The following is a 22,500-nucleotide window of genomic DNA, read 5'->3' as shown; positions in this document are numbered from 1 at the left end:
ACTCAACTCAACGCTCCTGGTGGTTCTGGCCGAAGCCGTCAAAGCCCTGCTGCTGGCGACCGAAGTCGTTCTGGCCCTGGCCGGCCTGGCGTCCCTGCTGGATGCCGCGGCGCAGGTTGGTCAGCCGGCCGCGCACCTCCTCCGGGCTGCGGGAGACCTGCGGGCCGGTCAGCGGCGCCGCCTCGGCGGTGCCGGAGACCAGGTTGGCCTGCGGGGTGCGCCGGGGCAGGCCCGACGTGGTCAGCCCGCTGGTCGAGGGCTCGCGCACCTGCTCGGCACGGCGCCAGCGCTCGTCGTTGGCCGACGGACGCCACGGGGCCTCGGCGGCCTCGCGGCGGACGCCCTGGGGACCGCCCTGCGGGCCGCCCTGCTGCGGCGCCTGCGGGCGCTGCTGCGGACCGCCCTGGGGGCCGCCCTGCTGCGGGCCCTGGGGCCGCTGCGGCGCCTGCCGCTGCGGACCGCCCTGCAGCGGACCCTGCGGCCGCTGCGGGGCCTGCCGCTGCTGCGGGGCCTGCTGCTGGCGCGGGGCCTGCGGGGCCTGCTGCTGCGGGAAGCCCGGCGCCGAGGTGCCGGGGCGCTGCGGCTGGTACTGCTGCTGCGGGGCCTGCCCGCCGTCCTCCGGACGGAACCACTGCTGGGTGTCCTGGGAGCCGGGGCCGGTCGGCAGCGCCATCGGCTGGGCCTGCTGCTGCGGCTGCTGCCGCGGGGCCGGCTGCTCGAACGGCCGGTCGGCCTCCTGCTGGGACGGGTCCGGCAGGACCGGCTCCACCAGGCCGAGGCCCAGCGGGTCGCGCGGGTCGATGTCGCTGGCCTCGAAGCGCGGCCGGGCGAACTGCACGGTCGACTCCACCTGGGCCGGCTCGCCCTGGCCGGCCGCCGGCAGCGGCGCCTGCGGGCGCTGCTGGCCCTGGGGACGCTGCTGGCCCTGCGGGCCGGGGCCCGCCTGGCGCTGCGGCATCGGGGCGCGGCCGGCGGGGCCGCCCTGCTCCTGGGCCGGGCCGCGGCGCGGCAGGCCGCCGCCCTGTCCGGCCGGGGCACCGGGGGCGCCGGACGCACCGGGCACCCGGCGCGGCGGCTGGTTCGGCTGCTGGCCAGGCTGGTTCGGCGAGGGGTTCTCGCGCAGCGCCTGGCCGACCTCACGGGTCGGCAGGCCGCCGGTCGGGCGACCGCCCTGCGGCTGCTGCGGCTGCTGCTGGGGCTGCTGCGGCGCGCCCTGCGGGCCCTGGCCGAGCTGCGGCCGGGCGGCCGGAGCACCGGCCGGGGCCTGTCCGAGAGCGGCGGCGGCGCGGCCGGACAGCGCCTCGGCGGCACTGGCGCGGCCCTGCTGGCGCGGGGTCGGGGCGAGCCCGCGGCCCTTGCCGCCCGCGGCCGCGGCACCGCCGGAGCGGTTGCCGCCGCGGCGGTCGGCGGAGTTGGTGACGTCGACCGGCAGCATGACGAGCGCGGTGGTGCCGCCCGAGTCGCTGGGGCGCAGCTGGATGCGGATGCCGTGTCGCAGGGACAGGCGGCCGACCACGAAGAGGCCCATGCGGCGGGAGACGGAGACGTCGACGGTGGGCGGGCTCGCGAGGCGCTCGTTGATGTCCGCGAGGTCGTCGGGGCTCAGGCCGATACCGGTGTCGTGGATCTCGACCAGCACGCGGCCGTCGGGCAGCGCGTGGCCGGTGACCCGGACGCGGGTCTGCGGGCTGGAGAACGAGGTCGCGTTCTCGAGCAGCTCGGCGAGGAGGTGGACGAGGTCGTTGACGACGCGGCCGGCGACCTCGGTCGACGGCACCGCGGCGAGTTCGATGCGCTCGTACTGCTCCACCTCGGACGCGGCGGCGCGGAGCACGTCGACCAGCGGGACGGGGCGGGTCCAGCGGCGGCCCGGGTCCTCACCCGCGAGGACGAGGAGGTTCTCACCGTTGCGGCGCATGCGGGTCGCGAGGTGGTCCAGCTTGAAGAGGCTGGCCAGCTGGTCCGGGTCGGCCTCGCGGCTCTCCAGCTCGGAGATGAGCGACAGCTGGCGCTGGATGAGGCCCTGGCTGCGGCGCGAGAGGTTGGTGAACATCGCGTTGATGTTGCCTCGCAGAAGGGCCTGCTCGGCGGCGAGGCGGACGGCCTCGCGGTGCACCATGTCGAACGCGGAGGCCACGTGGCCGATCTCGTCCGCGGAGTCGACGCCGACGGCCTCGACGGTGACGTCGACGTCGTGCGGGTCGCTCTCCGAGAGGGTCTTGACCAGCTCGGGCAGGCGGCGCTCGGCGACGTCCTCGGCCGCGGCCTGCAGACGGGTCAGCGAGCGCACCATCGAGCGGGCCACGATCGCGGCACCGGCGATGGCGACGATGAGGACGATCGCGACCAGGGCGCCGTTGACCAGCGCCTCGGTGTCGGCGTCGTTCTGCAGCTTCTGCGCCTTGCCGTCCAGGACCTCCAGCAGCTGCGACTCGATCCGCTGCTCGGCGTTGATCTTGACGCTGGCGGCGTCGTACCAGTCCGTGTAGGAACGCGGGTCGGTCTGCCGGATGCCGTTGGTGTTCAGCACCTGCTGGGTGTACCGGTCGGTGTCCGCGATGGTCTGGTTGAAGCTCAGGCTGGAGCGCAGCTTCCGGGCCTCTTCGTCGCCGTAGATGGCGGTGAAGTTGGCGAGCGCGCTCTCCTCGGAGACCTGGAGGCGGATGCCGAAGGTCTCGTCCGAGGGGGAGAGGTCGGCCTTCTGCGGCCGGGCGAGCGCGGCCGAGATCAGCGCGCGCTGCATGGAGGAGTTCTCCTTGGACAGCGCGAACTGGGTGAGCGCTCGGGTGATCTTGATCAGCTCGGTCGAGTTCGACGCGATCGCGATCTCCTCGGTGATACCGATCAGACCCTTGATGATGACGTCGTAGTTCAGGACCGTGGACTGGATGTTGTCCTTGTTGGAGTACGCCGAACCGCGTGCCTCCGACAGCTGGTTGAGGTCCTTGCGGACCTGCAGCAGCAGCGCCTTGCCACCGGCGAGGTCGAGCTCGTCGAACTTGTCGGCACTGGTGGCGAAGGCCTTGCTCAGCTGGTCGGTGGTCTTCCGCGCGTCGAGGACGTCCGGATCCTCCCGGTCGCCCTTGGCCGTCAGCGGGCCGGCGCTGATGTCGCGCTCGGTCTCCAGTGCGTCGGCCAGCGCGGTCGCCTTGCGGGCGAGGTCCGCGAGGTCGCTCATCTGCGCCAGCTGGCGGGAGTTCTCCATCGAGGCCTGCACACGCAGACCACCGAGCGCCAGCGCGACGATCACGGGGAGCAGCAGCAGTGCGATCAGACGCGTACGGATGCGCCAGTTGCGCAGCGCGAATCTGTTCAGGCCGGTTGCCCGACGGTAGTTGAGCGTGCTGCGCAGCCGCGCACGGCCGGACTTCTTGTCGGCCGAGTCGTGGCCGTCCGTGACCGTGTCGTCGGCGGGCTCGGCGGTGCCGGTGGCCTGGCCTGCCGTCGGCGCTGCCTGGTGGGGGCCTGCCACGGGCTCGCGCGACTCCGGGTCACCCGCGGCGCCGCTGCCCCTCTTGAAACGTCCCTGCACTGGCGTCGCAACCTCTGGACCGGGCGCCCCTCCCCGCTGTCGCGGAGGGGGACGGTGTCGAGTTTTTCCGTGGCATTCCAGCACAGCGGGGGAAGTCCAACAAGGGGCGTTATGACACGGTGTCCTGAGCTACCGACCGCGCGCACGCTCTCACGGTCTGTTCGGTTACCTGCAGGTAATACGGCTTTTTTCGGACACGGAGCACCCATCGGCCGATTCGGAGCCGCCTGGGCATGTGTGACCAATGTCCGAATTGCCGTGAATGTCGGATTTCTCGAACCGTCTCGAATGTCCGAGAAGTGAGAATTGCTCTTGAAAATGTGACCAAGGTCACAGATTAATGTGTAGCTTTGGTCACGGCTCCTGTGACAGGAGATCCTTACCCTTGGCGGGGCCGCGGAGAGCCTGCCCGGGCCCGCGCCGTTCCCAAACCCCGATCCCGAAACCAAGGTGTGCTGCACATGTCCAAGCCGTCGAAGGCCACGATGTCCACGCTCGGCAGCGAAGCCACGGCCAACCCGCGTCGGACGACCCTGGCCTCCGTCGAGGACTTCGCCGACCTGCCCGGGGCGGTCGCCTCCCAGCAGCCGCGCGAGTACGCCTCCGAGCTGCCGACCGTCACGGCCAACCCGCGCCGCACCCAGCTGATGGTGGCGCCCGCGCCGCGCCTCCCGCAGGACTGACCCCGCACCTCCCTCGAAGGGGCACCGGCCGCCGCGGCCGGTGCCCCTTCGCGCATGCGTGCGTGCGGACGCCCCGCGGGGCGCGCCGGGGCCGGGCACGCGCCGCCCGGCCTTGTGCGGCCCGGCCGGGGCGGGCCCACGCGATAGCCTGGGGATGATCGAGCAGGCCGACGAACCGAGAGGTTGCAGGGTGCGTATCGCCAGGTTTTCCGTCCGGGAGGGGAGCCCTGCCGCGGGCAGCGTCTCCTTCGGCGTCGTCGAGGGCGATGCCGCCCAACCCGATTCCCTGGTGGTGCATGCACTCGCCGGCCACCCCTTCGGCCAGCCGCAGCCGACCGGTGAGACCTACCGGATGCAGGAGGTCCGGCTGCTGGCGCCGATGCTGCCCAACAAGATCGTCGCGGTCGGCCGCAACTACGCGGCGCACGCCGCCGAGCTCGGCAACGAGGTCCCGGACGTCCCGCTGACCTTCTTCAAGCCGTCCACCTCGGTGATCGGCCCGACCGAGTCGATCGCCTACCCGCCGTTCTCCACGGACGTGCAGCACGAGGCGGAGCTCGCCGTGGTGATCGGCCGGATGTGCCGCGAGGTGCCGCTGGAGCGGGTGCCCGAGGTGATCCTCGGCTACACCTGCGCCAACGACGTCACCGCCCGCGACGTGCAGCAGCGCGAGGGCCAGTGGGCCCGCGCCAAGGGCTTCGACACCTCCTGCCCGCTCGGCCCGTGGATCGAGACCGAGCTGGACCCGTCGGACCTGGCGATCACCTGCACCGTCAACGGCGAGCTCCGGCAGACCGGCCGCACCTCCCTGATGGTGCGTTCGATCGCCGAACTGATCGTCCACATCTCCGAGGCGATGACGCTCCTGCCGGGCGACGTCGTCCTCACCGGCACCCCCGCGGGTGTCGGCCCCATCCATGTCGGCGACGAGGTCGCCGTCTCCGTCGAAGGCATCGGCACTCTCGCCAACAAGGTGATCAAGCGTGGCTAACTCCACCCCGGGCTCGGACGTCCGGGTCCGTTTCTGCCCGTCCCCGACCGGCAACCCGCACGTCGGGCTGGTCCGCACCGCCCTCTTCAACTGGGCCTTCGCCCGCCACCACGGCGGCACGCTGGTGTTCCGCATCGAGGACACCGACGCGGCCCGCGACTCCGAGGACTCGTACAACCAGCTGCTCGACGCCATGCGCTGGCTCGGCTTCGACTGGGACGAGGGCCCCGAGGTCGGCGGCCCGCACGCGCCCTACCGGCAGTCGCAGCGGATGGACATCTACGCCGACGTCGCCCGCCGCCTGCACGAGGCCGGCCACGCCTACCACTGCTACTGCTCCACCGAGGAGCTGGACGCCCGCCGCGAGGCCGCCCGCGCCGCCGGAAAGCCCTCCGGCTACGACGGCCACTGCCGCGAGCTGAGCGAGGACCAGGTCGCCGTCTACAAGCTGGAGGGCCGCTCGCCGATCCTCCGCTTCCGGATGCCCGACACCGCGCTCTCCTTCGACGACCTCGTCCGCGGCCCGGTCACCTTCGACCCCAAGGACGTGCCGGACTACGGCATCGTCCGGGCCAACGGCGCCCCGCTGTACACCCTGGTCAACCCGGTCGACGACGCGCTGATGGGCATCACCCACGTGCTGCGCGGCGAGGACCTGCTCTCCTCCACGCCCCGTCAGATCGCGCTGTACGCGGCGCTCGCCGACATCGGCGTGGGCGCCGGCGCCACCCCGCGCTTCGGCCACCTGCCGTACGTGATGGGCGAGGGCAACAAGAAGCTCTCCAAGCGCGACCCGCAGGCCTCGCTCAACCTCTACCGGGAGCGCGGCTTCCTGCCCGAGGGCCTGCTCAACTACCTCGCGCTGCTCGGCTGGTCGCTCTCCGAGGACCGCGACCGCTTCTCCATGGCGGAGATGGTCGAGGCCTTCGACATCGCCAAGGTCAACGCCAACCCGGCCCGCTTCGACCTGAAGAAGTGCGAGGCGATCAACGCCGAGCACCTGCGCGCCCTCGACCCGGAGGAGTTCGTCCGCCGGCTGGTGCCGTACCTGCAGGCCGCCGGCCTGCTGCCGGCCGAGCCGACCGCAGGGCAGCTCGACCTGCTCGCCAAGGCGGCCCCGCTCACCCAGGAGCGGATGGTCGTGCTGGGCGAGATCGTCTCCATGGCGGGCTTCCTCTTCGTCGACCCGGCCGACTTCACCGTCGACCCGGACGACGCCGCCAAGGCGCTCGGCGCGGACGCCCGCCCGGTGCTGGAGGCCTCGATCAAGGCGCTGGAGGCCCTGGAGGACTTCAGCCCCGAGCCGATCCAGGCCGTGCTGCGCGAGGCCCTGGTGGACGGCCTCGGCATCAAGCCGAAGTTCGCCTTCACGCCGCTGCGGGTGGCCGTCACCGGCCGCCGGGTCTCCCCGCCGCTGTTCGAGTCGATGGAGCTGCTGGGCCGCCCCGAGACGCTGCGCCGGCTGACGGCCGCTCTGGAGCTCGTACCGGCCTCCTGAGCCCCTCGCGGAGCCTGCGGGCCTGGTGCGCTGACCAGGCCCGCAGGCGCCCGGCGCCCTGCCTGCGGTTATCGATTTTGGAGCGGGGCCCGGCGTCGGGTAATGTTCTTTCTGCGCCGCCCGGGCAGGGAGGCGCGGGACACCGAGCGAAGACCCCGCAGGGGTTGAACTCCGGTGGGGTATGGTGTAATTGGCAGCACGACTGATTCTGGTTCAGTTAGTCTAGGTTCGAGTCCTGGTACCCCAGCGCAGTACGAGCAGTAGTGCAAGCCCCCGTTGTGTAGCGGCCTAGCACGCCGCCCTCTCAAGGCGGTAGCGCCGGTTCGAATCCGGTCGGGGGTACGCAGTTTCTTCGGAAAATTGCATAGTGAATGAGTATGCCCCCGTTGTGTAGCGGCCTAGCACGCTGCCCTCTCAAGGCAGTAGCGCCGGTTCGAATCCGGTCGGGGGTACTCAGCGCCACCTCGGTGGTGCGGGCCCCCGTTGTGTAGCGGCCTAGCACGCCGCCCTCTCAAGGCGGTAGCGCCGGTTCGAATCCGGTCGGGGGTACTTTTGGGGTATGGTGTAATTGGCAGCACGAGTGATTCTGGTTCATTTAGTCTAGGTTCGAGTCCTGGTACCCCAGCCAACAAGCTCCGGGTGACCGGGGCTTTTTGTTTTCCCGGATTCCCCGGGTATTTCCCGGGCATTCCCTGGAGGGCCCGGGCATTCCCCGCGCGCAGCTCGAGGGGCCCGCTCCGTATTCCGGAGCGGGCCCCCTGCCGTTCCCGGGCCGAATTCGGTCAGCCGCGGCGCAGCGCCTCGGTGAGGCGGTTGGCGGCCTCGATGATGGCCTGGGCGTGCAGCCGGCCCGGGTGGCGGGTCAGCCGCTCGATCGGGCCGGACACCGAGACGGCGGCCACCACCCGGTTGGAGGGCCCGCGGACGGGTGCGGAGACGGAGGCCACGCCGGGCTCGCGCTCGCCGATCGACTGGGCCCAGCCGCGGCGCCGGACGCCGCTGAGGGCGGTCGCGGTGAAGCGGGCGCCCTGCAGACCGCGGTGGAGGCGCTCGGGCTCCTCCCAGGCGAGCAGGACCTGCGCGGCGGAGCCGGCCTTCATCGGCAGGGTGGAGCCGACCGGGACGGTGTCCCGCAGGCCGGAGAGCCGCTCGGCGGCGGCGACGCAGATCCGCATCTCGCCCTGGCGGCGGTAGAGCTGGGCGCTCTCGCCGGTGACGTCGCGCAGGTGCGTGAGCACCGGCCCGGCGGTGGCGAGGAGGCGGTCCTCGCCCGCGGCGGCGGAGAGCTCGGCGAGTCGGGGGCCGAGGATGAACCGGCCCTGCATGTCCCTGGTGACCAGGCGGTGGTGTTCGAGTGCGACGGCGAGTCGATGGGCCGTGGGCCGCGCCAGACCGGTGGCGGCGACCAGCCCCGCCAACGTGGCGGGGCCCGACTCCAGTGCGCTCAGCACCAGAGCGGCCTTGTCGAGAACGCCGACGCCGCTAGTGTTGTCCATGTCTCGATACTGCAGTCTCAGTGGGCGAGACGCAAGTTCAATCTTGCGAGAAAAGCGCCACTCTTGATGCAGCAGCCCGGGAGACACCCAGGATGGACCCTCACCAAAGCGTCCACATCCTGGACAGACGATCCGGCGTGCAGGTCGCGACTCGCAGCGAGCCTCACCAGGGCGGCTCGGGAAGAGACCCCGACGACACGAGAAGGCCGGCAATGCGGCCGGCTGGAGGGAAAGCGATGGGACGGACACTCGCAGAGAAGGTCTGGGACGACCACGTCGTCCGGCGCGCGGAGGGCGAGCCCGACCTCCTCTTCATCGACCTGCACCTGCTGCACGAGGTCACCAGCCCCCAGGCCTTCGACGGTCTCCGGCTGGCCGGCCGCAAGGTCCGCCGCACCGATCTCACGATCGCCACCGAGGACCACAACACCCCGACCCTGGACATCGACAAGCCGATCGCCGACCCCGTCTCGAAGGTCCAGCTGGAGACGCTGCGCAAGAACGCCGCCGAGTTCGGCGTGCGCATCCACTCGCTGGGCGACGTCGAGCAGGGCGTCGTGCACGTGGTCGGCCCTCAGCTCGGGCTGACCCAGCCCGGCACCACCGTGGTCTGCGGCGACTCCCACACCTCCACCCACGGCGCCTTCGGCGCGCTGGCGTTCGGCATCGGCACCAGCCAGGTCGAGCACGTGCTGGCCACCCAGACGCTGCCGTTGGCCCCGTTCAGGACGATGGCCATCACCGTCGAGGGCGAACTCCCCGAGGGCGTCACCGCCAAGGACCTGATCCTGGCCATCATCGCCAAGATCGGCACCGGCGGCGGCCAGGGCTACGTCCTGGAGTACCGCGGCTCGGCCATCCGCAGCCTCTCCATGGAGGCCCGGATGACCATCTGCAACATGTCCATCGAGGCGGGCGCCCGGGCCGGCATGATCGCCCCCGACGACACCACCTTCGAGTACCTCCGGGGCCGTCCGCACGCCCCCGCCGGCGAGGACTGGGACGCCGCCGTCGAGTACTGGCGCACGCTGGCCACCGACGAGGACGCGGTCTTCGACGCCGAGGTCTTCATCGACGCCAACTCCCTGACCCCGTTCGTCACCTGGGGCACCAACCCGGGCCAGGGCGCCCCGCTCGGCGCCAACGTCCCGAACCCCGAGGACTTCGAGGACCCGCAGGAGCGCATCGCCGCCGAGAACGCCCTCAAGTACATGGGCCTGGAGGCCGGCACCCCGCTGCGCGAGGTCTCCGTCGACGCCGTCTTCGTGGGCTCCTGCACCAACGGCCGGATCGAGGACCTGCGGGCCGCCGCCGACATCCTGGACGGCCGGCAGATCGCCGACGGCGTGCGCATGCTGGTCGTCCCCGGCTCCGTCCGGGTCGCCCTGCAGGCCGTCGAGGAGGGCCTGGACAAGGTCTTCACCGCGGCCGGCGCCGAGTGGCGCCACGCGGGCTGCTCGATGTGCCTCGGCATGAACCCGGACCAGCTGGCCCCGGGCGAGCGCTGCGCCTCGACCTCGAACCGCAACTTCGAGGGCCGCCAGGGCAAGGGCGGCCGCACCCACCTGGTGTCCCCGCAGGTCGCCGCCGCGACCGCGGTGCTGGGCCGCCTGGCCTCGCCCGCCGACCTGTCCGACCGCGTCGCCGTGGAGGCCTGAGCACCATGGAGAAGTTCACCACCCACACCGGCCGGGCCGTCCCGCTGCGCCGCTCCAACGTGGACACCGACCAGATCATCCCGGCGCACTGGCTGAAGAAGGTCACCCGCTCGGGCTTCGAGGACGGCCTGTTCGAGGCCTGGCGCAAGGACGAGGAGTTCGTCCTCAACCGCCCCGAGCGGCAGGGCGCCAGCGTCCTGGTGGCCGGCCCCGAGTTCGGCACCGGCTCCTCCCGCGAGCACGCCGTCTGGGCGCTGCAGAACTACGGTTTCCAGGCCGTCATCTCCTCGCGCTTCGCCGACATCTTCCGCGGCAACTCGCTGAAGAACGGCCTGCTGACCGTCGTCCTGCCGCAGGAGACCGTCGAGCGGCTGTGGGAGCTCACCGAGGCCGACCCGACGGCCGAGATCACCGTCGACCTGGAGGCCCGCGAGGTCCGCGCCGAGGGCGTGACCGCGTCGTTCGAGCTCGACGACAACGTCCGCTGGCGCCTGCTGAACGGCCTGGACGACATCAGCATCACGCTGCAGAACGAGGCCGACATCGCCGCATTCGAGGCGACCCGCCCGTCCTTCAAGCCGCGCACGCTGCCGGTGGCCTGAGCTCCGGCACAGCCTCCGTACGCCGGATGGCCCGCCTCCCTTCGGGGGGGCGGGCCATCCGCCGTTCGGGCCCCGGGAACGTCCGCCCGGCCCCCGTACCCGGGCCGGAGTTCGAGTCGGAGTTCGGGGCTGACGCCGACTCGGAACGGGTCCGGGCATTTGCCCAAGAGCCCCCTTGCGCAGGGCACATCACAACAGATGGCACAATCGTTGCATGCACCGGCACGACGAACCTCCGTACGCGGGTGGCGATCCCGTGCACCCGGAGGCGGCCGGCGGTGCACCCGGTGGTCGAATTGACGACCGGACGGACGACCGGTCCTCACCTGCTGAGGAACCGGACGAGTCGGAAGTCGCAGCGCTCTACGCGCTTGTGGCCGAGCGGTTGAAGCAAGCCCACGCTCGCGTATCTGCGCTGAACGTGTCCGCGGAAGCAAAGACCGCTCTCACCCGTCAACTGCTGATCGTCACCGAGACCGCCAAGCGTGATCTCCCGGGGGCGGCCCGGCGGTTGAGTCGCTTTGTGCAGGACCTCGACGCGGGGCGCCCGCCGCTCGGCTGAGGTCGCGAACGCGCAAATCCATTGCGACACTAGGGTGATTCACGCGTTTGGTAATTGAAAGTCCGCAGATACATACCTAACGTGCGAAATGAACGGATGGATTCATCCGCGCCCGTTTCCGAAGGGGAAGACGTGAACAAGGCTCAGCTTGTCGAAGCGGTGGCCGAGCAGCTGGGCGGTCGCAAGGCTGCCGCAGAGGCCGTCGACGCAGTGCTCGACACCATGGTGCGTGCCGTCGTGGCCGGTGACCGCGTCTCGGTCACCGGCTTCGGCACTTTCGAGAAGGTGGAGCGCTCCGCGCGCTTCGCCCGCAACCCGCAGACCGGTGAGCGCGTCAAGGTCAAGAAGACCTCGGTCCCGCGCTTCCGCCCCGGCCAGGGCTTCAAGGACCTCGTCAGCGGCGCCAAGAAGCTGCCGAAGGAAGGCCCCTCGGTCAAGAAGGCCCCCAAGGGCTCGCTCACCCCGGGCAAGGGCGGTGCCACCACGGCCGCCGCCAAGCGCGCTGCCACCAAGCGCGTCGCGGCCGCCGCCGGCACCGCAGCCGCGGCCACCAAGAAGACGGCCGCGAAGAAGGCGGCTCCCGCCAAGACCGCGGCGGCGGCGAAGAAGACCACCGCGGCGGCCAAGAAGGCGGCTCCCGCCAAGACCGCGGCGGCGGCGAAGAAGACCACCGCGGCGGCCAAGAAGACCGCCACGACGGCCAAGACCGCTCCGGCGAAGAAGACCACGACGCGCAAGACCACCGCGCGCAAGACCGCCGCCAAGTAGGCTCTGTCGGCCCTTCGGGCGACGGCCGGTCAGACCACGGCGAGAGCTGCGGCGGCCCGCAGATCCGGGGTTCCGGAGGCGGGCCGGCGCAGCTCTTTCGCGTTGTCCGGGGTGCGTGTCGCGGAGCGCGCGTCCGGGGCGCATGCCCCGGCGGGGTTCAGCCCTCGGCGCCCGGGTCGGGGAAGGTCTGCAGCGTCACGAAGACCACCCGGCGCGCGTCGCCCGCGCCCTCGGTGCGGATGCGCACCCGCTGGCCGGGCCGCAGCAGCCGCAGGCCCCCGGCGTCGAAGGCCGCGGCGTCGAACGGCACCGGCGTGCCGTCGTCGAGCAGGACGGAGCCCGTCCGGGTGGCGGGATCGAAGGTGAACGCGGTGGCCTGCATGGTCGCAAGCATAGCGAGCGGTCACACCAGGGCGGCCGCCGCGGCGGCCGTCCGCGGGCCCACCCCGAGGGCCAGCGCCTCGCGCAGGTCGTCCCCGGTGTCCACGTCCCGCCGCACCGAGGCGACGTGCGCCAACTCCAGTTCCAGCGCCCCGCCGAGGGCGTGCCGGGAACGCGATCCCTCCCCGAACGCCGGGCGCAGTGCAGCGCCGCCCGGAGCGGCCAGCAGCGTGGTGCCCACCCCCGGTGCGTCCGCCAGGAACGCCCGGCCGTCCGGCGGCACCGCCGCCAGCACACGGGCGAGTTCGGCCGGGCGCAGGGCCGGGAGGTCGGCGGAGAGCGCGGCCACCGGGGCGTGCGGGGCGATCGCGGCGGCGCGTGCCGCGCCGTGCACCAGCGCGGCGTTGAGGCCGCCCCCGGGTTCGTCCGGCACCACCAGGACGCCGAGCCGAGCGAGTTGCGTCCCGGCCGCGGCGTCCCGGGTCACCGCCAGCACCCGGGCCACCGCCGGGCACGCCAGCGCCGCCTCCGCGGTGTCCAGTGCGAAGGCCAGCGCCAGCTGCGGCCGGTGCACCCCGGCGAACGGCTCCAGCCGGCTCTTGGCCACCGCCGGGGGCTTCACCGGCAGCACCAGCGACCAGCCGGAGCGGGCCGGTGGGAGCGCCGGACGGCCGGCGGGGCGTACGGTGTCCTCGGTCATCGGCGCCATTGTGGCGTCGGCTTCCGGGCAGCGGCCAGCCGCCGCGATCCGCGTGCGTTTGGTCACTCGCCCGGCGCCCGCCCAGGGCGGCTGCTCGACAGGCGGTCCGCCCGCGGGTGAGACTGGTCGGCGCCCCGGGCACTCCCGGCCGTCCGGCCGGTGGAGAGCAGCAGGTCACACCCCGTCGACACGCATCAGCGAACGGCGCACGGGAGTCCGCGCCGAGGCCCCGACCGGACAGACCGGGAGGCGATCGAGACCGCGGCACCCCCGTGCCGCACCGGATGAGGAGGAGCTGGGTGGCCCGCCGCTCGTACGCCAGGTTCGGCAACGCCGACTACGGGATCTGGTACCGCTTCGCGGCCGTCCTCGTGAAGCCGGTGACCAACGCGCTGGCCAGGACCGACTGGCGCGGTTGGGAGCACCTTCCCGAGGAGGGCGGCTTCATCGCCGCGGTCAACCACAACTCGGTCATCGACCCGGTGTTCTACGCCCACTGGCAGTACAACAGCGGCCGCCCGCCGCGGATACTCGGCAAGTCCCAGCTGTTCTCGGTGCCGTTCATCGGCTTCATGCTCCGCAAGACCGGTCAGATCCCCGTGTTCCGCGAGTCCACCGACGCCGCCGAGGCGTTCCGCGCCGCCATCGAGGCCATCGAGGGCGGCCAGTGCGTGCAGTTCTACCCGGAGGGCACGCTCACCCGGGACCCGGACCTGTGGCCGATGACCGGCAAGAGCGGCGCCGCCCGCGTCGCGCTGATGACCGGCGCGCCGGTGATCCCGGTCGCCCACTGGGGCGCGCACGAGATCATCCCGCCGTACGGCCGCGGCGGTAAGGGCAAGTACCACTTCTTCCCGCGGCACAAGGTGACGGTGGCGGCCGGCCCGCCGGTCGACCTGAGCAAGTACCAGGGCCAGGAGCTCACCGCACAGGTGCTCAGGGACGCCACCGAGGACATCATGGCGGCCATCACCGCCGTCCTGGAGGAGGTCCGCGGCGAGAAGGCCCCGGCCGAGCGCTACGACATGCGCAGGGCCGCCCGCGAGCGCGCCGCCGCCGCGGCCGCCAAGGGCGACCGGGCCCGCAAGAACGACACCGAGGAAGGTGCCCGGTGACCCGCTGCGCCGTTTTCGGCACCGGCTCCTGGGGCACCGCCTTCGCCATGGTGCTGGCCGACGCCGGCTGCGAGGTCGTGCTCTGGGGACGCCGCAAGGAACTCGTCGAGGCGATCGACCGCACCCACGAGAACCCCGACTACCTCCCGGGCATCCCGCTGCCCGCTGCGGTGCGCGCCACCACCGACGCCGCCGAGGCGCTGGCCGGCGCCGACTTCGCGGTGCTGGCGGTGCCCTCGCAGACGCTGCGCGCCAACCTGGCCGCGTGGGCGCCGCTGATCGAGCCGCAGACCGTCCTGGTCAGCCTGATGAAGGGCATCGAACTCGGCACCGCGGAGCGGATGAGCGAGGTGATCCAGGAGGTCGCCGGGGTCGGCCCGGAGCGCGTCGCGGTCGTCTCCGGCCCCAACCTGGCCATGGAGATCGCCCGCCGGCAGCCCGCCGCCAGCGTGGTCGCCTGCACCGACGAGACGGTCGCCCAGCGCTTCCAGAAGGCCTGCCACACCCCGTACTTCCGCCCCTACACCAACACCGACGTGGTGGGCTGCGAGCTCGGCGGCGCGGTGAAGAACGTCATCGGCCTGGCCGTCGGCATGGCGGCCGGCATGGGCCTCGGCGACAACACCAAGGCCACGCTGATCACCCGCGGCCTGGCCGAGACCACCAGGCTCGGCCTCGCGCTCGGCGCGGACGCGCACACCTTCGCCGGCCTCGCGGGCATGGGCGACCTGGTCGCCACCTGCTCCTCGCCGCTGTCGCGCAACAACACCTTCGGCATGAACCTCGGCAGGGGCATGACCCTGGAGGAGACCGTGGCCGCCACCCGGCAGACCGCGGAGGGCGTGAAGTCCTGCGAGTCCGTGCTCGACCTGGCCCGGCGCAACGGCGTCGACATGCCGATCGTGCAGGCCGTCGTGGACGTCGTCCACAACGGGCGCCCCACCCAGGAGGTGCTCGCCGGTCTGATGGCGCGCTCGGCGAAGCCGGAGCGACGGTGACCGGAACCACGGGTTTCGCACGGTAGTCTCACAGCCGATATGAGCATCGAACAGACCTCCCCGAACCAGCCCGGCCGCAAGCCCCGGGTCGCGATCGTCTTCGGTGGCCGCAGCTCCGAGCACGGCATCTCGGTCGTCACGGCCGCGAGCGTGCTGCGCGCGATCGACCGGAGCAAGTACGAGGTGCTGCCGATCGGCATCACCCACGAGGGCCGCTGGGCGCTGGTCGGCGACGAGCCGTCCCGGATGGCCATCACCGACGGCAAGCTGCCCGACGTCGCCCAGGTCGCCGAGCACGTCGAGGGCCAGGTCGCGCTGCCGCTCGCCCCGGGCAACCGCGAGGTGGTCCTGAGCGAGCCCGGCAGTACCCCCAAGGTGCTCGGGGAGGTCGACGTCGTCCTGCCGCTGCTGCACGGCCCCTGGGGCGAGGACGGCACCCTGCAGGGCATGCTGGAGCTCTCCGGGGTGCCCTACGTCGGCTCCGGCGTGCTGGCCAGCGCGGTCGGTATGGACAAGGAGTTCACCAAGCGCGTCCTCGCCTCGCACGGCATCGGCGTCGGCGACTGGACGGTCGTCCGCCCGCGCGAGTGGGAGACCGAGGAGGGCCGCGCCGCCGCCCGCGAGCGGATCGCCGCACTCGGCCTGCCGCTGTTCGTGAAGCCCTGCCGGGCCGGCTCGTCCATGGGCATCAGCAAGGTCAAGGACCTCGCCGACCTGGACGCGGCGATCGAGGAGGCCCGCAGCCACGACCCCAAGATCATCGTGGAGAAGGGCGTCGAGGGCCGCGAGATCGAGTGCGCCGTCCTGGAGTTCGAGGACGGCCCGCGGGCCAGCCTGCCGGCCGAGGTCCTGGTCGGCGGCGACTTCGAGTTCTACGACTTCGAGGCCAAGTACATCGACTCCTCGGACGTCGAGATCCCGGCGAAGCTCAGCGCCGAGGAGACCGCCGAGATCCGCCGCCAGGCCGTCGCCGCGTTCGAGGCGCTCGGCTGCGAGGGTCTCGCCCGGGTCGACTTCTTCCTGCTGAACGACGGCCGGTGGATGGTCAACGAGATCAACACCATGCCCGGCTTCACCCCGATCTCCGCCTACCCGAAGATGTGGGAGGCCACCGGGATGCCCTACCCGGAGCTGATCGACCGTCTGCTGCAGGCGGCCCTGCGCCGCTCCACCGGCCTGCGGTGATCCGGGGATTGCCGAGGGGCGCGGAGAACCACGTGTTCTCCGCGCCCCTGCGGTTTCCCTCAGAGGCCTTCGGGGACGGTCGCCTTCACCGCGTCGGAGATCGCCGGGATCGGGTCGGCGTAGTTCGGGTAGGCGCCCGCGGGCACCAGCACCTCCACGTACGCCTTGCGCAGCGTGGTCACGAAGCGGTACCCGCCCTCGCCGTCCTGCGAGAAGCCCCACTGCACCCCGTTGACCTCGGGGGAGTTCTTCAGCGGGTCGTCGTCGAGGTACGCGGGGCGCTCGATGCCGCAGCGCAGCACCGTCCGCGGCGAGCTCGCCCAGGCGGCGGTGTACGGCGAGGCGGGCGACGGGTCCCGGCGGTCGTGGCCCTGGACGGACGCCGGGAGCGCCCGGTCGAGGGCGTCGCAGTACCGCGCCACGGCGGCCTGCGGCACCGGCGGCGCGATCTCGTCACCGCCGCCGCTGCCGGCGAGCAGCAGGACGCACCCCAGCAGCGCCGCGGGCGGGGCGAGCCAGCGGACGGGGGCGGGCATCATTGCGAGCCGACGGGAGGAAGCCACCCGCCGATCGTAGCCGTGCCTACAGTCGGACCACCGGACAGGTCAGCGTGCGCGTGATGCCCTCGATCTGCTGCACCTGGGCGACCACCAGCCGGCCCAGGTCGTCGATGGAGTCGGCCTCGGCCCGCACGATCACGTCGTAGGGGCCGGTGACGTCCTCGGCCTGGACGACGCCTTGGATCTTCGCAATGGACTCGGCGACCGCGGTGGCCTTGCCCACCTCGGTCTGGATCAGGATGTACGCCTGTACCACGGGAGACCTCCAGGCGGCTGGGGGGTGGGCTGGCCGGCAGTCTGATCACCACGCTACCGCGCCCCTCCCCGGGGAGGGGAGACTTCTGCACGGCCGGAGGGCGTACGCTGCGCGCGGGGGCGCGCGACCATCGCTCGAATGACTTGAGAGGACGGCAGATGCAGGGGACCGTGGGCGAGCTCGGCGAGTTCGGACTCATCAGGGAGCTCACCGCCCGGCTGGCGCCGACACCGGCCGTCGACCTCGGCCCGGGGGACGACGCCGCGGTGGTGAAGGCCCCCGACGGACGCGTGGTGGCCACCACCGACGTGCTGATCGAGGGTCGGCACTTCCGCCGGGACTGGTCCACCGCCTACGACGTGGGCCGCAAGTCCGCGGCGCAGAACCTCGCCGACGTGGCCGCCATGGGGGCCGTCCCGACCGCCATCCTGCTGGGCTTCGTCGCCCCGGCCGACCTGCCCGCCACCTGGGCGACCGAGCTGATGGACGGGCTGCGCGACGAGTGCCAGGTCGCCGGCGCCGCCGTGGTCGGCGGCGACGTGGTGCGCGGCGACGCGGTCACCCTGGCCATCACCGCCCTCGGCGACCTGCAGGGCCGCAAGCCGGTGCTGCGCTCCGGCGCCCAGGTCGGCGACGTGGTCGCGGTCACCGGCTGGCTGGGCTGGTCCGCCGCCGGGCTGACGGTGCTGCAGCGCGGCTTCCGTTCGCCGCGGGCCTTCGTCGAGGCGCACCGGCGCCCCGAGCCGCCGTACCACGCCGGCCCGGCCGCCGCCGACCTCGGCGCCACCTCCATGGTCGACGTCAGCGACGGGCTGGTCGCCGACCTCGGTCACGTGGCGGCCGCCAGCGGCGTCGACATCGACCTGCGGGCCGCCGACTTCGACGTCCCCGCGCAGATGGCCGACATCGGGCAGGCGGTCGGCGTGGACCCGCTGCTGTGGGTGCTCTCCGGCGGCGAGGACCACGCGATCGTGGCGACCTTCCCGAAGAGCGTGCAGCTGCCCGCCCGCTGGCGGGTGGTCGGCGAGGTGGCGCGCACCGCCCGCCCCGGCCGCGGCGGCCGGGTCACCGTCGACGGCGCGCCCTGGGAACGGGTCGGCGGCTGGGACCACTTCGCCGCGGAGTGACCGGTACGGGTGACCCGGTCGGTCCGGGTCCGGTCCGGGCGCGGTGGGGCCTTCGAGGCGGTTGCAGCGCGTAGTCTTGCCGTGGTGCCGGGGCGGTGGTCCGTCCGGCCCGGCCGCCCGGTGCCGACCGGCCCGGACCGTACCGACTCGGGGCCCGCCCGCCCCAGGGAGACCAGGCCACCATGCGTATCGGCGTCCTCACCAGCGGCGGCGACTGCCCCGGCCTCAACGCGGTCATCCGCTCGATCGTCCACCGCGGCACCGATGTGCACGGTGACGAGATCCTCGGCATCGAGGACGGCTTCCTGGGTCTGATCGAGGGGCGGGCGCGGATCGTCTCGCACGACGACGTGACCGGCCTGCTCACCCTCGGCGGCACCGTCCTCGGCTCGGCGCGGGTGCACCGGGAGCGGATCGACCGGGCCGTGCAGGAGTGCCGGGATCTCGCCGACGCGCTCGGCATGGACGCCCTCGTCACGATCGGCGGGGAGGGCACGCTCACCGCCGCCCGGATGTTCAGCGACGCCGGGCTGCCGGTCGTCGGCGTGCCCAAGACCATCGACAACGACATCGACGCCACCGACGTCACCTTCGGCTTCGACACCGCGGTGCACGTCGCCACCGAGGCGATCGACCGGCTGAAGACCACCGCCGAGTCGCACCAGCGGGTGATGGTGGTCGAGCTGATGGGACGGCACACCGGCTGGATCACGCTCACCGCGGGCATGGCCGGCGGCGCGCACGGCATCCTCATCCCGGAGAAGCCCTTCGACATCGAGGCGGTGGCCCGGATGGTCGAGGAGCGGTTCCGGCGCGGCAAGAAGTTCGCCATCATCGCGGTCGCCGAGGGCGCCAGGCCGGCTCCCGGCACGCTCCGCTTCGACCACGGCGGCCTCGACCAGTACGGCCACCAGACCTTCGGCGGCATCGGCAACCGGCTCGCCCGGGAGCTGGAGGGCATCCTCGGCACCGAGGCCCGGCCGGTCATCCTCGGCCACACCCAGCGCGGCGGCACCCCCACCGCACGGGACCGCACCCTGGCCACCCGGTTCGGCTGGCACGCCGTCGAGGCCGTCCACAAGGGCGCCTTCGGGCACTTCACCGCACTGCGCGGCACCGATGTCGAACTGGTGCCGATCGCCGACGGCGTGCGCGAACTGAAGACCGTCCCGCAGGACCGCTGGCTGGAGTCGGAGGCCGTGCTCTGAGCCGGCCCCGGTAGGTTGGCGGACATGGCTTCGACTGCTCCGTCCCACACGCCCGCCGCAGGCTCCGCCGCACCGCCCCGCGTCCTCACGGTCGCCGGCTCGGACAGCGGCGGCGGCGCCGGCATCCAGGCCGACCTCAAGGCGATGCTCGCCCTCGGCGTGCACGGCATGAGCGTCATCACCGCCGTCACGGCACAGAACTCGCTCGGTGTGCAGGGCTACTGGGAGCTGCCGGCGGAGGCCGTCCGGGCCCAGTTCCGCAGCGTGGTCGACGACATCGGCGTGCAGGCCGTGAAGACCGGCATGCTCGCCTCGGTCGAACTCGTCGCCACCGTCTCCGAGCTGCTGGCCGGCGTCGACGCCCCGGTCGTGGTCGACCCGGTCGGCGTCTCCAAGCACGGCGACGCGCTGCTCGCCGCCGAGGCGGTCGCCACCGTCCGGGAACTGCTGCTGCCGGTCGCCACCGTCGCCACGCCCAACCTGCACGAGGTGGCGCAGCTCACCGGCGTGGTCGTCGAGGAGGAGAAGGACCTGCCCGCCGCCGCCGAGGCCGTCCTGGCCCTCGGCCCGCGCTGGGCGCTGATCAAGGGCGGCCACCTCGCCGGGGACGCCGTCGACCTGCTGGCCGGCGCCGACGGCGAGCGCCACTGGTACCGGGCGCCGCGCCACGACAACCGGCACACCCACGGCACCGGCTGCACGCTGGCCAGCGCGGTCGCCGCCGAGCTCGCCAAGGGCCGCACCGTGGAGGAGGCCGTGGGCGCCGCCAAGGAGTACGTCACCGGTGCCATCGCGGCCGGCTTCGCCCTGGGCGCCGGCATCGGTCCGGTCGACCACGCCTGGCGCACCCGGGGCTGAGCCCGCCCCACGACGCGGGGGGCCGCCGCCGACGGCCCCCCGCATCCGGGGACCGGTGCCGCCGCGCGGCGAAAAGCAGGAAAGCCGACCCACCCGAGGGTGGATCGGCTGTCCGGAGGACCGGCGTACCGGTCTGCGCGTCAGCGCGAGACCTTACCGGCCTTGATGCACGAGGTGCAGACGTTGAGCCGCTTCGGCGTCCGCCCAATCACAGCGCGCACCGTCTGGATGTTGGGGTTCCAACGACGGGGGGTACGGCGGTGCGAGTGGGAGATGCTGTTGCCGAAGCCCGGCCCCTTGCCGCAGACGTCGCAGTTGGCAGCCACAGGAGTCACTCCAAGACTTCAGATCAGGTACGTTCGAAAACCCCGGCTGAACTGACCGGCACCACGCACGTGGAGCGAATCGGATCAAGGGGTGAGCCCGGGTTGTTCCAGGCAACCGGGAGAGCATACAACGGCTGCTCCCGAGCTACGAAACTACCATGTCGGAACCGGTGATCGCGTCGGAGGCCGCGGGGCCCGCCGGACGCTCCCGGCCGCGACGGCTCCGGCCCGCCCCGATAACCTGCGAGCATCGCCCCACAGCCACCGCGTCCGGCCGCCCGCGCGCCGGTGCGCGTTCCCGTGGCGTTCACCCGGAGGAGACCTGGTGCTGGACACGCTCGACGCCACGGCCGTCCGCACCTGGTGCCGCCTGGCGCTGACCGCCCTCGGCCAGGCCCGGGAGGAGATCGACGCGCTCAACGTCTACCCCGTCCCGGACGGCGACACCGGAACCAACCTCTACCTGACCGTCGAGGCCGCCGTCGAGGCCGCCGAGGCCGCCGGCACCCCGGCCGGCCCCGCAGCCGGCGCCACGGCCCGCGGGGAGGCGGCCGGCGACGGCCTCGGCCCGGTCACCGCCGCCATGGCCCGCGGCGCCCTGATCGGCGCCCGCGGGAACTCCGGCGTGATCCTCGCCCAGTGGTTCCGCGGCCTCGCCGAGGGCCTGGCCGACGGCGGCGACGCCGCGGCCCTGCGCCGCGCCCTGCCGCGCGCCGCCGAAGCCGCCTACCAGGCCGTCGCCGACCCGGTCGAGGGCACCCTGCTGACCGTCGCCGCCGAGGCCGCCCGGGCCGCCGCCGCCCAGGACGGCACCCTCGCCGACACCGCCCGCACCGCCTGCACCGCCGCCCGCACCGCCCTCCAGCACACCCCCGAGCAGCTCGACGTCCTCGCCGAGGCCGGCGTGGTCGACGCCGGCGGCCGCGGCCTGGTCGCCGTCCTCGGCGCACTCGCCGACACCGTCCTCGGCCACACCCCGATGGGCCCGATGGCGCTGCGCCACGAGACCGTCCTGCCCGTCCCCGCCCACCACGACGACTGCGAGGGCCACGCCCGGCTGCCCGGCCACCCCGCCTTCGAGGTGATCTACCTGCTGGAGGCCGGCGACGAGGCGCTGCCGGCCCTGCGCACCCGGCTCGCCGCCCTCGGCGACTCACTGGTGATCGGCGGCGGCGACGGCCTGTGGAACGTCCACGTGCACGTCGACGACGCAGGCGCGGCCGTCGAGGCCGGCGTGGAGGCCGGCCGGCCCTACCGCATCCGGATCACCCACTTCGCCGAGGCCGCCGCCCGGGCCGGCGCGGCCGGCGGCGGTTCCGAGGCCTCCGCACCCACCCGCGCCGTGCTCAGCGTCGTCAGCGGACACGGCCTCGCCGATCTCTGCGAGCAGGCCGGCTCCGCCGTGCTCCACGCCGACCCGGACCGGCCCCCGGTCAGCGCCGAACTCGCCGACGCCGTCCGCCGCTGCGCCGCCCGCGAGGTGATCGTCCTGCTCAACGACCCCGAGCTGCGCGCCGCCGCGGGTGCCGCCGCCGACCAGTTGCGCGAGGAGGGCCTGCGGATCGCCGTCCTGCCCACCAGGTCCCCCGTCCAGGGGCTCGCCGCGCTCGCCGTCCACGACGCCGGCCGCCGCTTCGACGAGGACGTGGTCGCCATGACCTCCGCCGCCGGCGCCACCCGGCACGCCGAACTCGCCGTCGCCGAGGGGGAGTCCTGGACGATGGCGGGCGTCTGCCAGGCCGGCGACGTGCTCGGCCTGATCGACGGCGACGTCGCCGTCATCGGGCACGACACCGCCGGGACCGCCGCCGTCCTGCTCGACCGGATGCTCGCCGCCGGCGGCGAACTCGTCACCCTCGTCCTCGGCGCCGACGCCCCCGGGCACCTCGCCGAGGACCTCGTCGCCCACGCCCGGCGGCAGCGGCCCGAGGTCGACACCGTCGTCTACCAGGGCGGCCAGGAGGCCGCCCTGCTGCTCATCGGGGTGGAGTGAGCC

The 22,500-nt window shown here is 73.1% G+C and carries 21 protein-coding genes and 5 tRNA genes; 19 read left to right on the top strand and 7 right to left on the bottom strand.

All coding sequences use genetic code 11. From position 1 onward, the window contains the following. Window positions 1-7: 7 nt before the first annotated feature. A complete protein-coding gene (locus AB0M03_RS13640) occupies window positions 8-3,472 on the bottom strand; it encodes a nitrate- and nitrite sensing domain-containing protein (RefSeq protein WP_363491570.1) in 3,465 nt (1,154 codons plus the stop codon). Between the two features lie 521 nt (window positions 3,473-3,993). On the opposite strand from AB0M03_RS13640, the gene AB0M03_RS13635 reads away from it, so the two are divergent. The 8 genes from AB0M03_RS13635 to AB0M03_RS13600 all read left to right on the top strand — a co-directional run bounded on the left by AB0M03_RS13635 (window position 3,994) and on the right by AB0M03_RS13600 (window position 7,332). Further along, a complete protein-coding gene (locus AB0M03_RS13635) occupies window positions 3,994-4,215 on the top strand; it encodes a hypothetical protein (protein WP_363491569.1) in 222 nt (73 codons plus the stop codon). Window positions 4,216-4,405: 190 nt separating this feature from the next. Then, window positions 4,406-5,206: a fumarylacetoacetate hydrolase family protein gene (locus AB0M03_RS13630; protein ID WP_363491568.1), complete on the top strand. Its 801-nt coding sequence runs from the start codon at window positions 4,406-4,408 to the stop codon at window positions 5,204-5,206. Next, window positions 5,199-6,704 carry a glutamate--tRNA ligase gene (gene gltX / locus AB0M03_RS13625; protein WP_363491567.1) on the top strand — a complete coding sequence of 502 codons (1,506 nt, stop codon included), beginning with the start codon at window positions 5,199-5,201 and terminating at the stop codon, window positions 6,702-6,704. The genes AB0M03_RS13630 and gltX overlap by 8 nt, the downstream gene beginning before the upstream one ends. Window positions 6,705-6,879: 175 nt before the next feature. Beyond that, window positions 6,880-6,951: transfer RNA gene (locus tag AB0M03_RS13620), tRNA-Gln, on the top strand. Between the two features lie 22 nt (window positions 6,952-6,973). After that, window positions 6,974-7,046: transfer RNA gene (locus AB0M03_RS13615), tRNA-Glu, on the top strand. Window positions 7,047-7,083: 37 nt separating this feature from the next. Next, window positions 7,084-7,156 (top strand) — tRNA-Glu (locus tag AB0M03_RS13610). Window positions 7,157-7,180: 24 nt separating this feature from the next. Further along, window positions 7,181-7,253: transfer RNA gene (locus AB0M03_RS13605), tRNA-Glu, on the top strand. Window positions 7,254-7,257: 4 nt separating this feature from the next. Then, a tRNA-Gln gene (locus AB0M03_RS13600) sits at window positions 7,258-7,332 on the top strand. Between the two features lie 154 nt (window positions 7,333-7,486). Here AB0M03_RS13600 and ndgR read toward each other — a convergent pair. Continuing rightward, window positions 7,487-8,200 (bottom strand): IclR family transcriptional regulator NdgR, encoded by a 714-nt coding sequence (gene ndgR, locus AB0M03_RS13595; protein ID WP_030275730.1) that lies wholly within the window; start codon window positions 8,198-8,200, stop codon window positions 7,487-7,489. Window positions 8,201-8,436: 236 nt separating this feature from the next. On the opposite strand from ndgR, the gene leuC reads away from it, so the two are divergent. From leuC to AB0M03_RS13575, 4 genes are all read left to right on the top strand, one after another. Next, window positions 8,437-9,858, top strand: coding sequence for a 3-isopropylmalate dehydratase large subunit (gene leuC, locus AB0M03_RS13590; protein ID WP_363491566.1), 1,422 nt, complete (start codon window positions 8,437-8,439; stop codon window positions 9,856-9,858). 5 nt (window positions 9,859-9,863) lie between these two features. Then, on the top strand, window positions 9,864-10,460 hold the full coding sequence (gene leuD, locus AB0M03_RS13585; RefSeq protein WP_363491565.1) for a 3-isopropylmalate dehydratase small subunit: 597 nt from the start codon (window positions 9,864-9,866) through the stop codon (window positions 10,458-10,460). A 373-nt stretch (window positions 10,461-10,833) separates the two neighbouring features. Continuing rightward, window positions 10,834-11,022, top strand: a complete 189-nt coding sequence (locus tag AB0M03_RS13580) for a hypothetical protein (protein ID WP_078661527.1) — start codon at window positions 10,834-10,836, stop codon at window positions 11,020-11,022. A gap of 132 nt (window positions 11,023-11,154) precedes the next feature. Beyond that, on the top strand, window positions 11,155-11,790 hold the full coding sequence (locus AB0M03_RS13575; RefSeq protein WP_363491564.1) for an HU family DNA-binding protein: 636 nt from the start codon (window positions 11,155-11,157) through the stop codon (window positions 11,788-11,790). A gap of 157 nt (window positions 11,791-11,947) precedes the next feature. On the opposite strand, the gene AB0M03_RS13570 is transcribed toward AB0M03_RS13575, so the two are convergent. Beyond that, complete coding sequence (locus AB0M03_RS13570) at window positions 11,948-12,172, bottom strand: hypothetical protein (RefSeq protein WP_363491563.1); 225 nt, start codon at window positions 12,170-12,172, stop codon at window positions 11,948-11,950. Window positions 12,173-12,193: 21 nt separating this feature from the next. Then, window positions 12,194-12,871, bottom strand: coding sequence for a 2-phospho-L-lactate guanylyltransferase (cofC, locus tag AB0M03_RS13565; protein WP_363491562.1), 678 nt, complete (start codon window positions 12,869-12,871; stop codon window positions 12,194-12,196). A 299-nt stretch (window positions 12,872-13,170) separates the two neighbouring features. On the opposite strand from cofC, the gene AB0M03_RS13560 reads away from it, so the two are divergent. Genes AB0M03_RS13560 through AB0M03_RS13550 form a run of 3 tightly spaced genes read left to right on the top strand, consistent with a single transcriptional unit; the run spans window position 13,171 to window position 16,169 of the window. After that, the gene (locus AB0M03_RS13560) at window positions 13,171-13,986 is read left to right on the top strand and encodes a lysophospholipid acyltransferase family protein (protein WP_363491561.1); all 816 of its coding nucleotides are present in this window, start codon (window positions 13,171-13,173) and stop codon (window positions 13,984-13,986) included. Beyond that, window positions 13,983-14,984 (top strand): NAD(P)H-dependent glycerol-3-phosphate dehydrogenase, encoded by a 1,002-nt coding sequence (locus AB0M03_RS13555; RefSeq protein ID WP_363491560.1) that lies wholly within the window; start codon window positions 13,983-13,985, stop codon window positions 14,982-14,984. Before AB0M03_RS13560 ends, AB0M03_RS13555 begins: the two co-directional genes overlap by 4 nt. A 39-nt stretch (window positions 14,985-15,023) precedes the next feature. Further along, window positions 15,024-16,169, top strand: a complete 1,146-nt coding sequence (locus AB0M03_RS13550) for a D-alanine--D-alanine ligase family protein (protein WP_363491559.1) — start codon at window positions 15,024-15,026, stop codon at window positions 16,167-16,169. Between the two features lie 59 nt (window positions 16,170-16,228). Here AB0M03_RS13550 and AB0M03_RS13545 read toward each other — a convergent pair whose 3' ends face one another. Then, window positions 16,229-16,732, bottom strand: a complete 504-nt coding sequence (locus AB0M03_RS13545; RefSeq protein WP_363491558.1) for a DUF3515 domain-containing protein — start codon at window positions 16,730-16,732, stop codon at window positions 16,229-16,231. A gap of 19 nt (window positions 16,733-16,751) precedes the next feature. Then, window positions 16,752-16,985 (bottom strand): Lrp/AsnC ligand binding domain-containing protein, encoded by a 234-nt coding sequence (locus tag AB0M03_RS13540; RefSeq protein WP_363491557.1) that lies wholly within the window; start codon window positions 16,983-16,985, stop codon window positions 16,752-16,754. A 158-nt stretch (window positions 16,986-17,143) separates the two neighbouring features. Between AB0M03_RS13540 and AB0M03_RS13535 the strand changes: the two genes are divergently transcribed. From AB0M03_RS13535 to thiD, 3 genes are all read left to right on the top strand, one after another. Then, window positions 17,144-18,112 carry a thiamine-phosphate kinase gene (locus AB0M03_RS13535; RefSeq protein WP_363491556.1) on the top strand — a complete coding sequence of 323 codons (969 nt, stop codon included), beginning with the start codon at window positions 17,144-17,146 and terminating at the stop codon, window positions 18,110-18,112. 182 nt (window positions 18,113-18,294) lie between these two features. Then, complete coding sequence (locus AB0M03_RS13530) at window positions 18,295-19,320, top strand: ATP-dependent 6-phosphofructokinase (RefSeq protein ID WP_363491555.1); 1,026 nt, start codon at window positions 18,295-18,297, stop codon at window positions 19,318-19,320. 24 nt (window positions 19,321-19,344) lie between these two features. After that, complete coding sequence (gene thiD, locus AB0M03_RS13525) at window positions 19,345-20,178, top strand: bifunctional hydroxymethylpyrimidine kinase/phosphomethylpyrimidine kinase (protein WP_363491554.1); 834 nt, start codon at window positions 19,345-19,347, stop codon at window positions 20,176-20,178. Window positions 20,179-20,318: 140 nt separating this feature from the next. Here thiD and rpmB read toward each other — a convergent pair whose 3' ends face one another. Next, complete coding sequence (rpmB, locus tag AB0M03_RS13520) at window positions 20,319-20,504, bottom strand: 50S ribosomal protein L28 (RefSeq protein ID WP_014138233.1); 186 nt, start codon at window positions 20,502-20,504, stop codon at window positions 20,319-20,321. Between the two features lie 325 nt (window positions 20,505-20,829). Here rpmB and AB0M03_RS13515 point away from each other — a divergent pair, with 325 nt between their 5' ends. Further along, window positions 20,830-22,497: a DAK2 domain-containing protein gene (locus AB0M03_RS13515; protein WP_363491553.1), complete on the top strand. Its 1,668-nt coding sequence runs from the start codon at window positions 20,830-20,832 to the stop codon at window positions 22,495-22,497. The last annotated feature ends 3 nt before the right edge of the window (window positions 22,498-22,500 follow it).

The sequence above is a fragment of the Kitasatospora sp. NPDC051914 genome (genome assembly GCF_040680995.1).
In the GTDB taxonomy this organism is placed as follows: domain Bacteria; phylum Actinomycetota; class Actinomycetes; order Streptomycetales; family Streptomycetaceae; genus Kitasatospora.
Note: the sequence above shows the minus strand (reverse complement) of the source record. Positions and strands in the feature narration are given on the sequence as shown.

Coding starts and splice junctions, on each gene's coding strand:
- AB0M03_RS13550 (WP_363491559.1), top strand. CDS start 15,024: ATGAGCATCGAACAGACCTCCCCGAACCAGCCCGGCCGCAAGCCCCGG.
- AB0M03_RS13570 (WP_363491563.1), bottom strand. CDS start 12,172: ATGCAGGCCACCGCGTTCACCTTCGATCCCGCCACCCGGACGGGCTCC.
- AB0M03_RS13635 (WP_363491569.1), top strand. CDS start 3,994: ATGTCCAAGCCGTCGAAGGCCACGATGTCCACGCTCGGCAGCGAAGCC.
- ndgR (WP_030275730.1), bottom strand. CDS start 8,200: ATGGACAACACTAGCGGCGTCGGCGTTCTCGACAAGGCCGCTCTGGTG.
- cofC (WP_363491562.1), bottom strand. CDS start 12,871: ATGACCGAGGACACCGTACGCCCCGCCGGCCGTCCGGCGCTCCCACCG.
- leuD (WP_363491565.1), top strand. CDS start 9,864: ATGGAGAAGTTCACCACCCACACCGGCCGGGCCGTCCCGCTGCGCCGC.
- AB0M03_RS13535 (WP_363491556.1), top strand. CDS start 17,144: ATGCAGGGGACCGTGGGCGAGCTCGGCGAGTTCGGACTCATCAGGGAG.
- thiD (WP_363491554.1), top strand. CDS start 19,345: ATGGCTTCGACTGCTCCGTCCCACACGCCCGCCGCAGGCTCCGCCGCA.
- leuC (WP_363491566.1), top strand. CDS start 8,437: ATGGGACGGACACTCGCAGAGAAGGTCTGGGACGACCACGTCGTCCGG.
- AB0M03_RS13530 (WP_363491555.1), top strand. CDS start 18,295: ATGCGTATCGGCGTCCTCACCAGCGGCGGCGACTGCCCCGGCCTCAAC.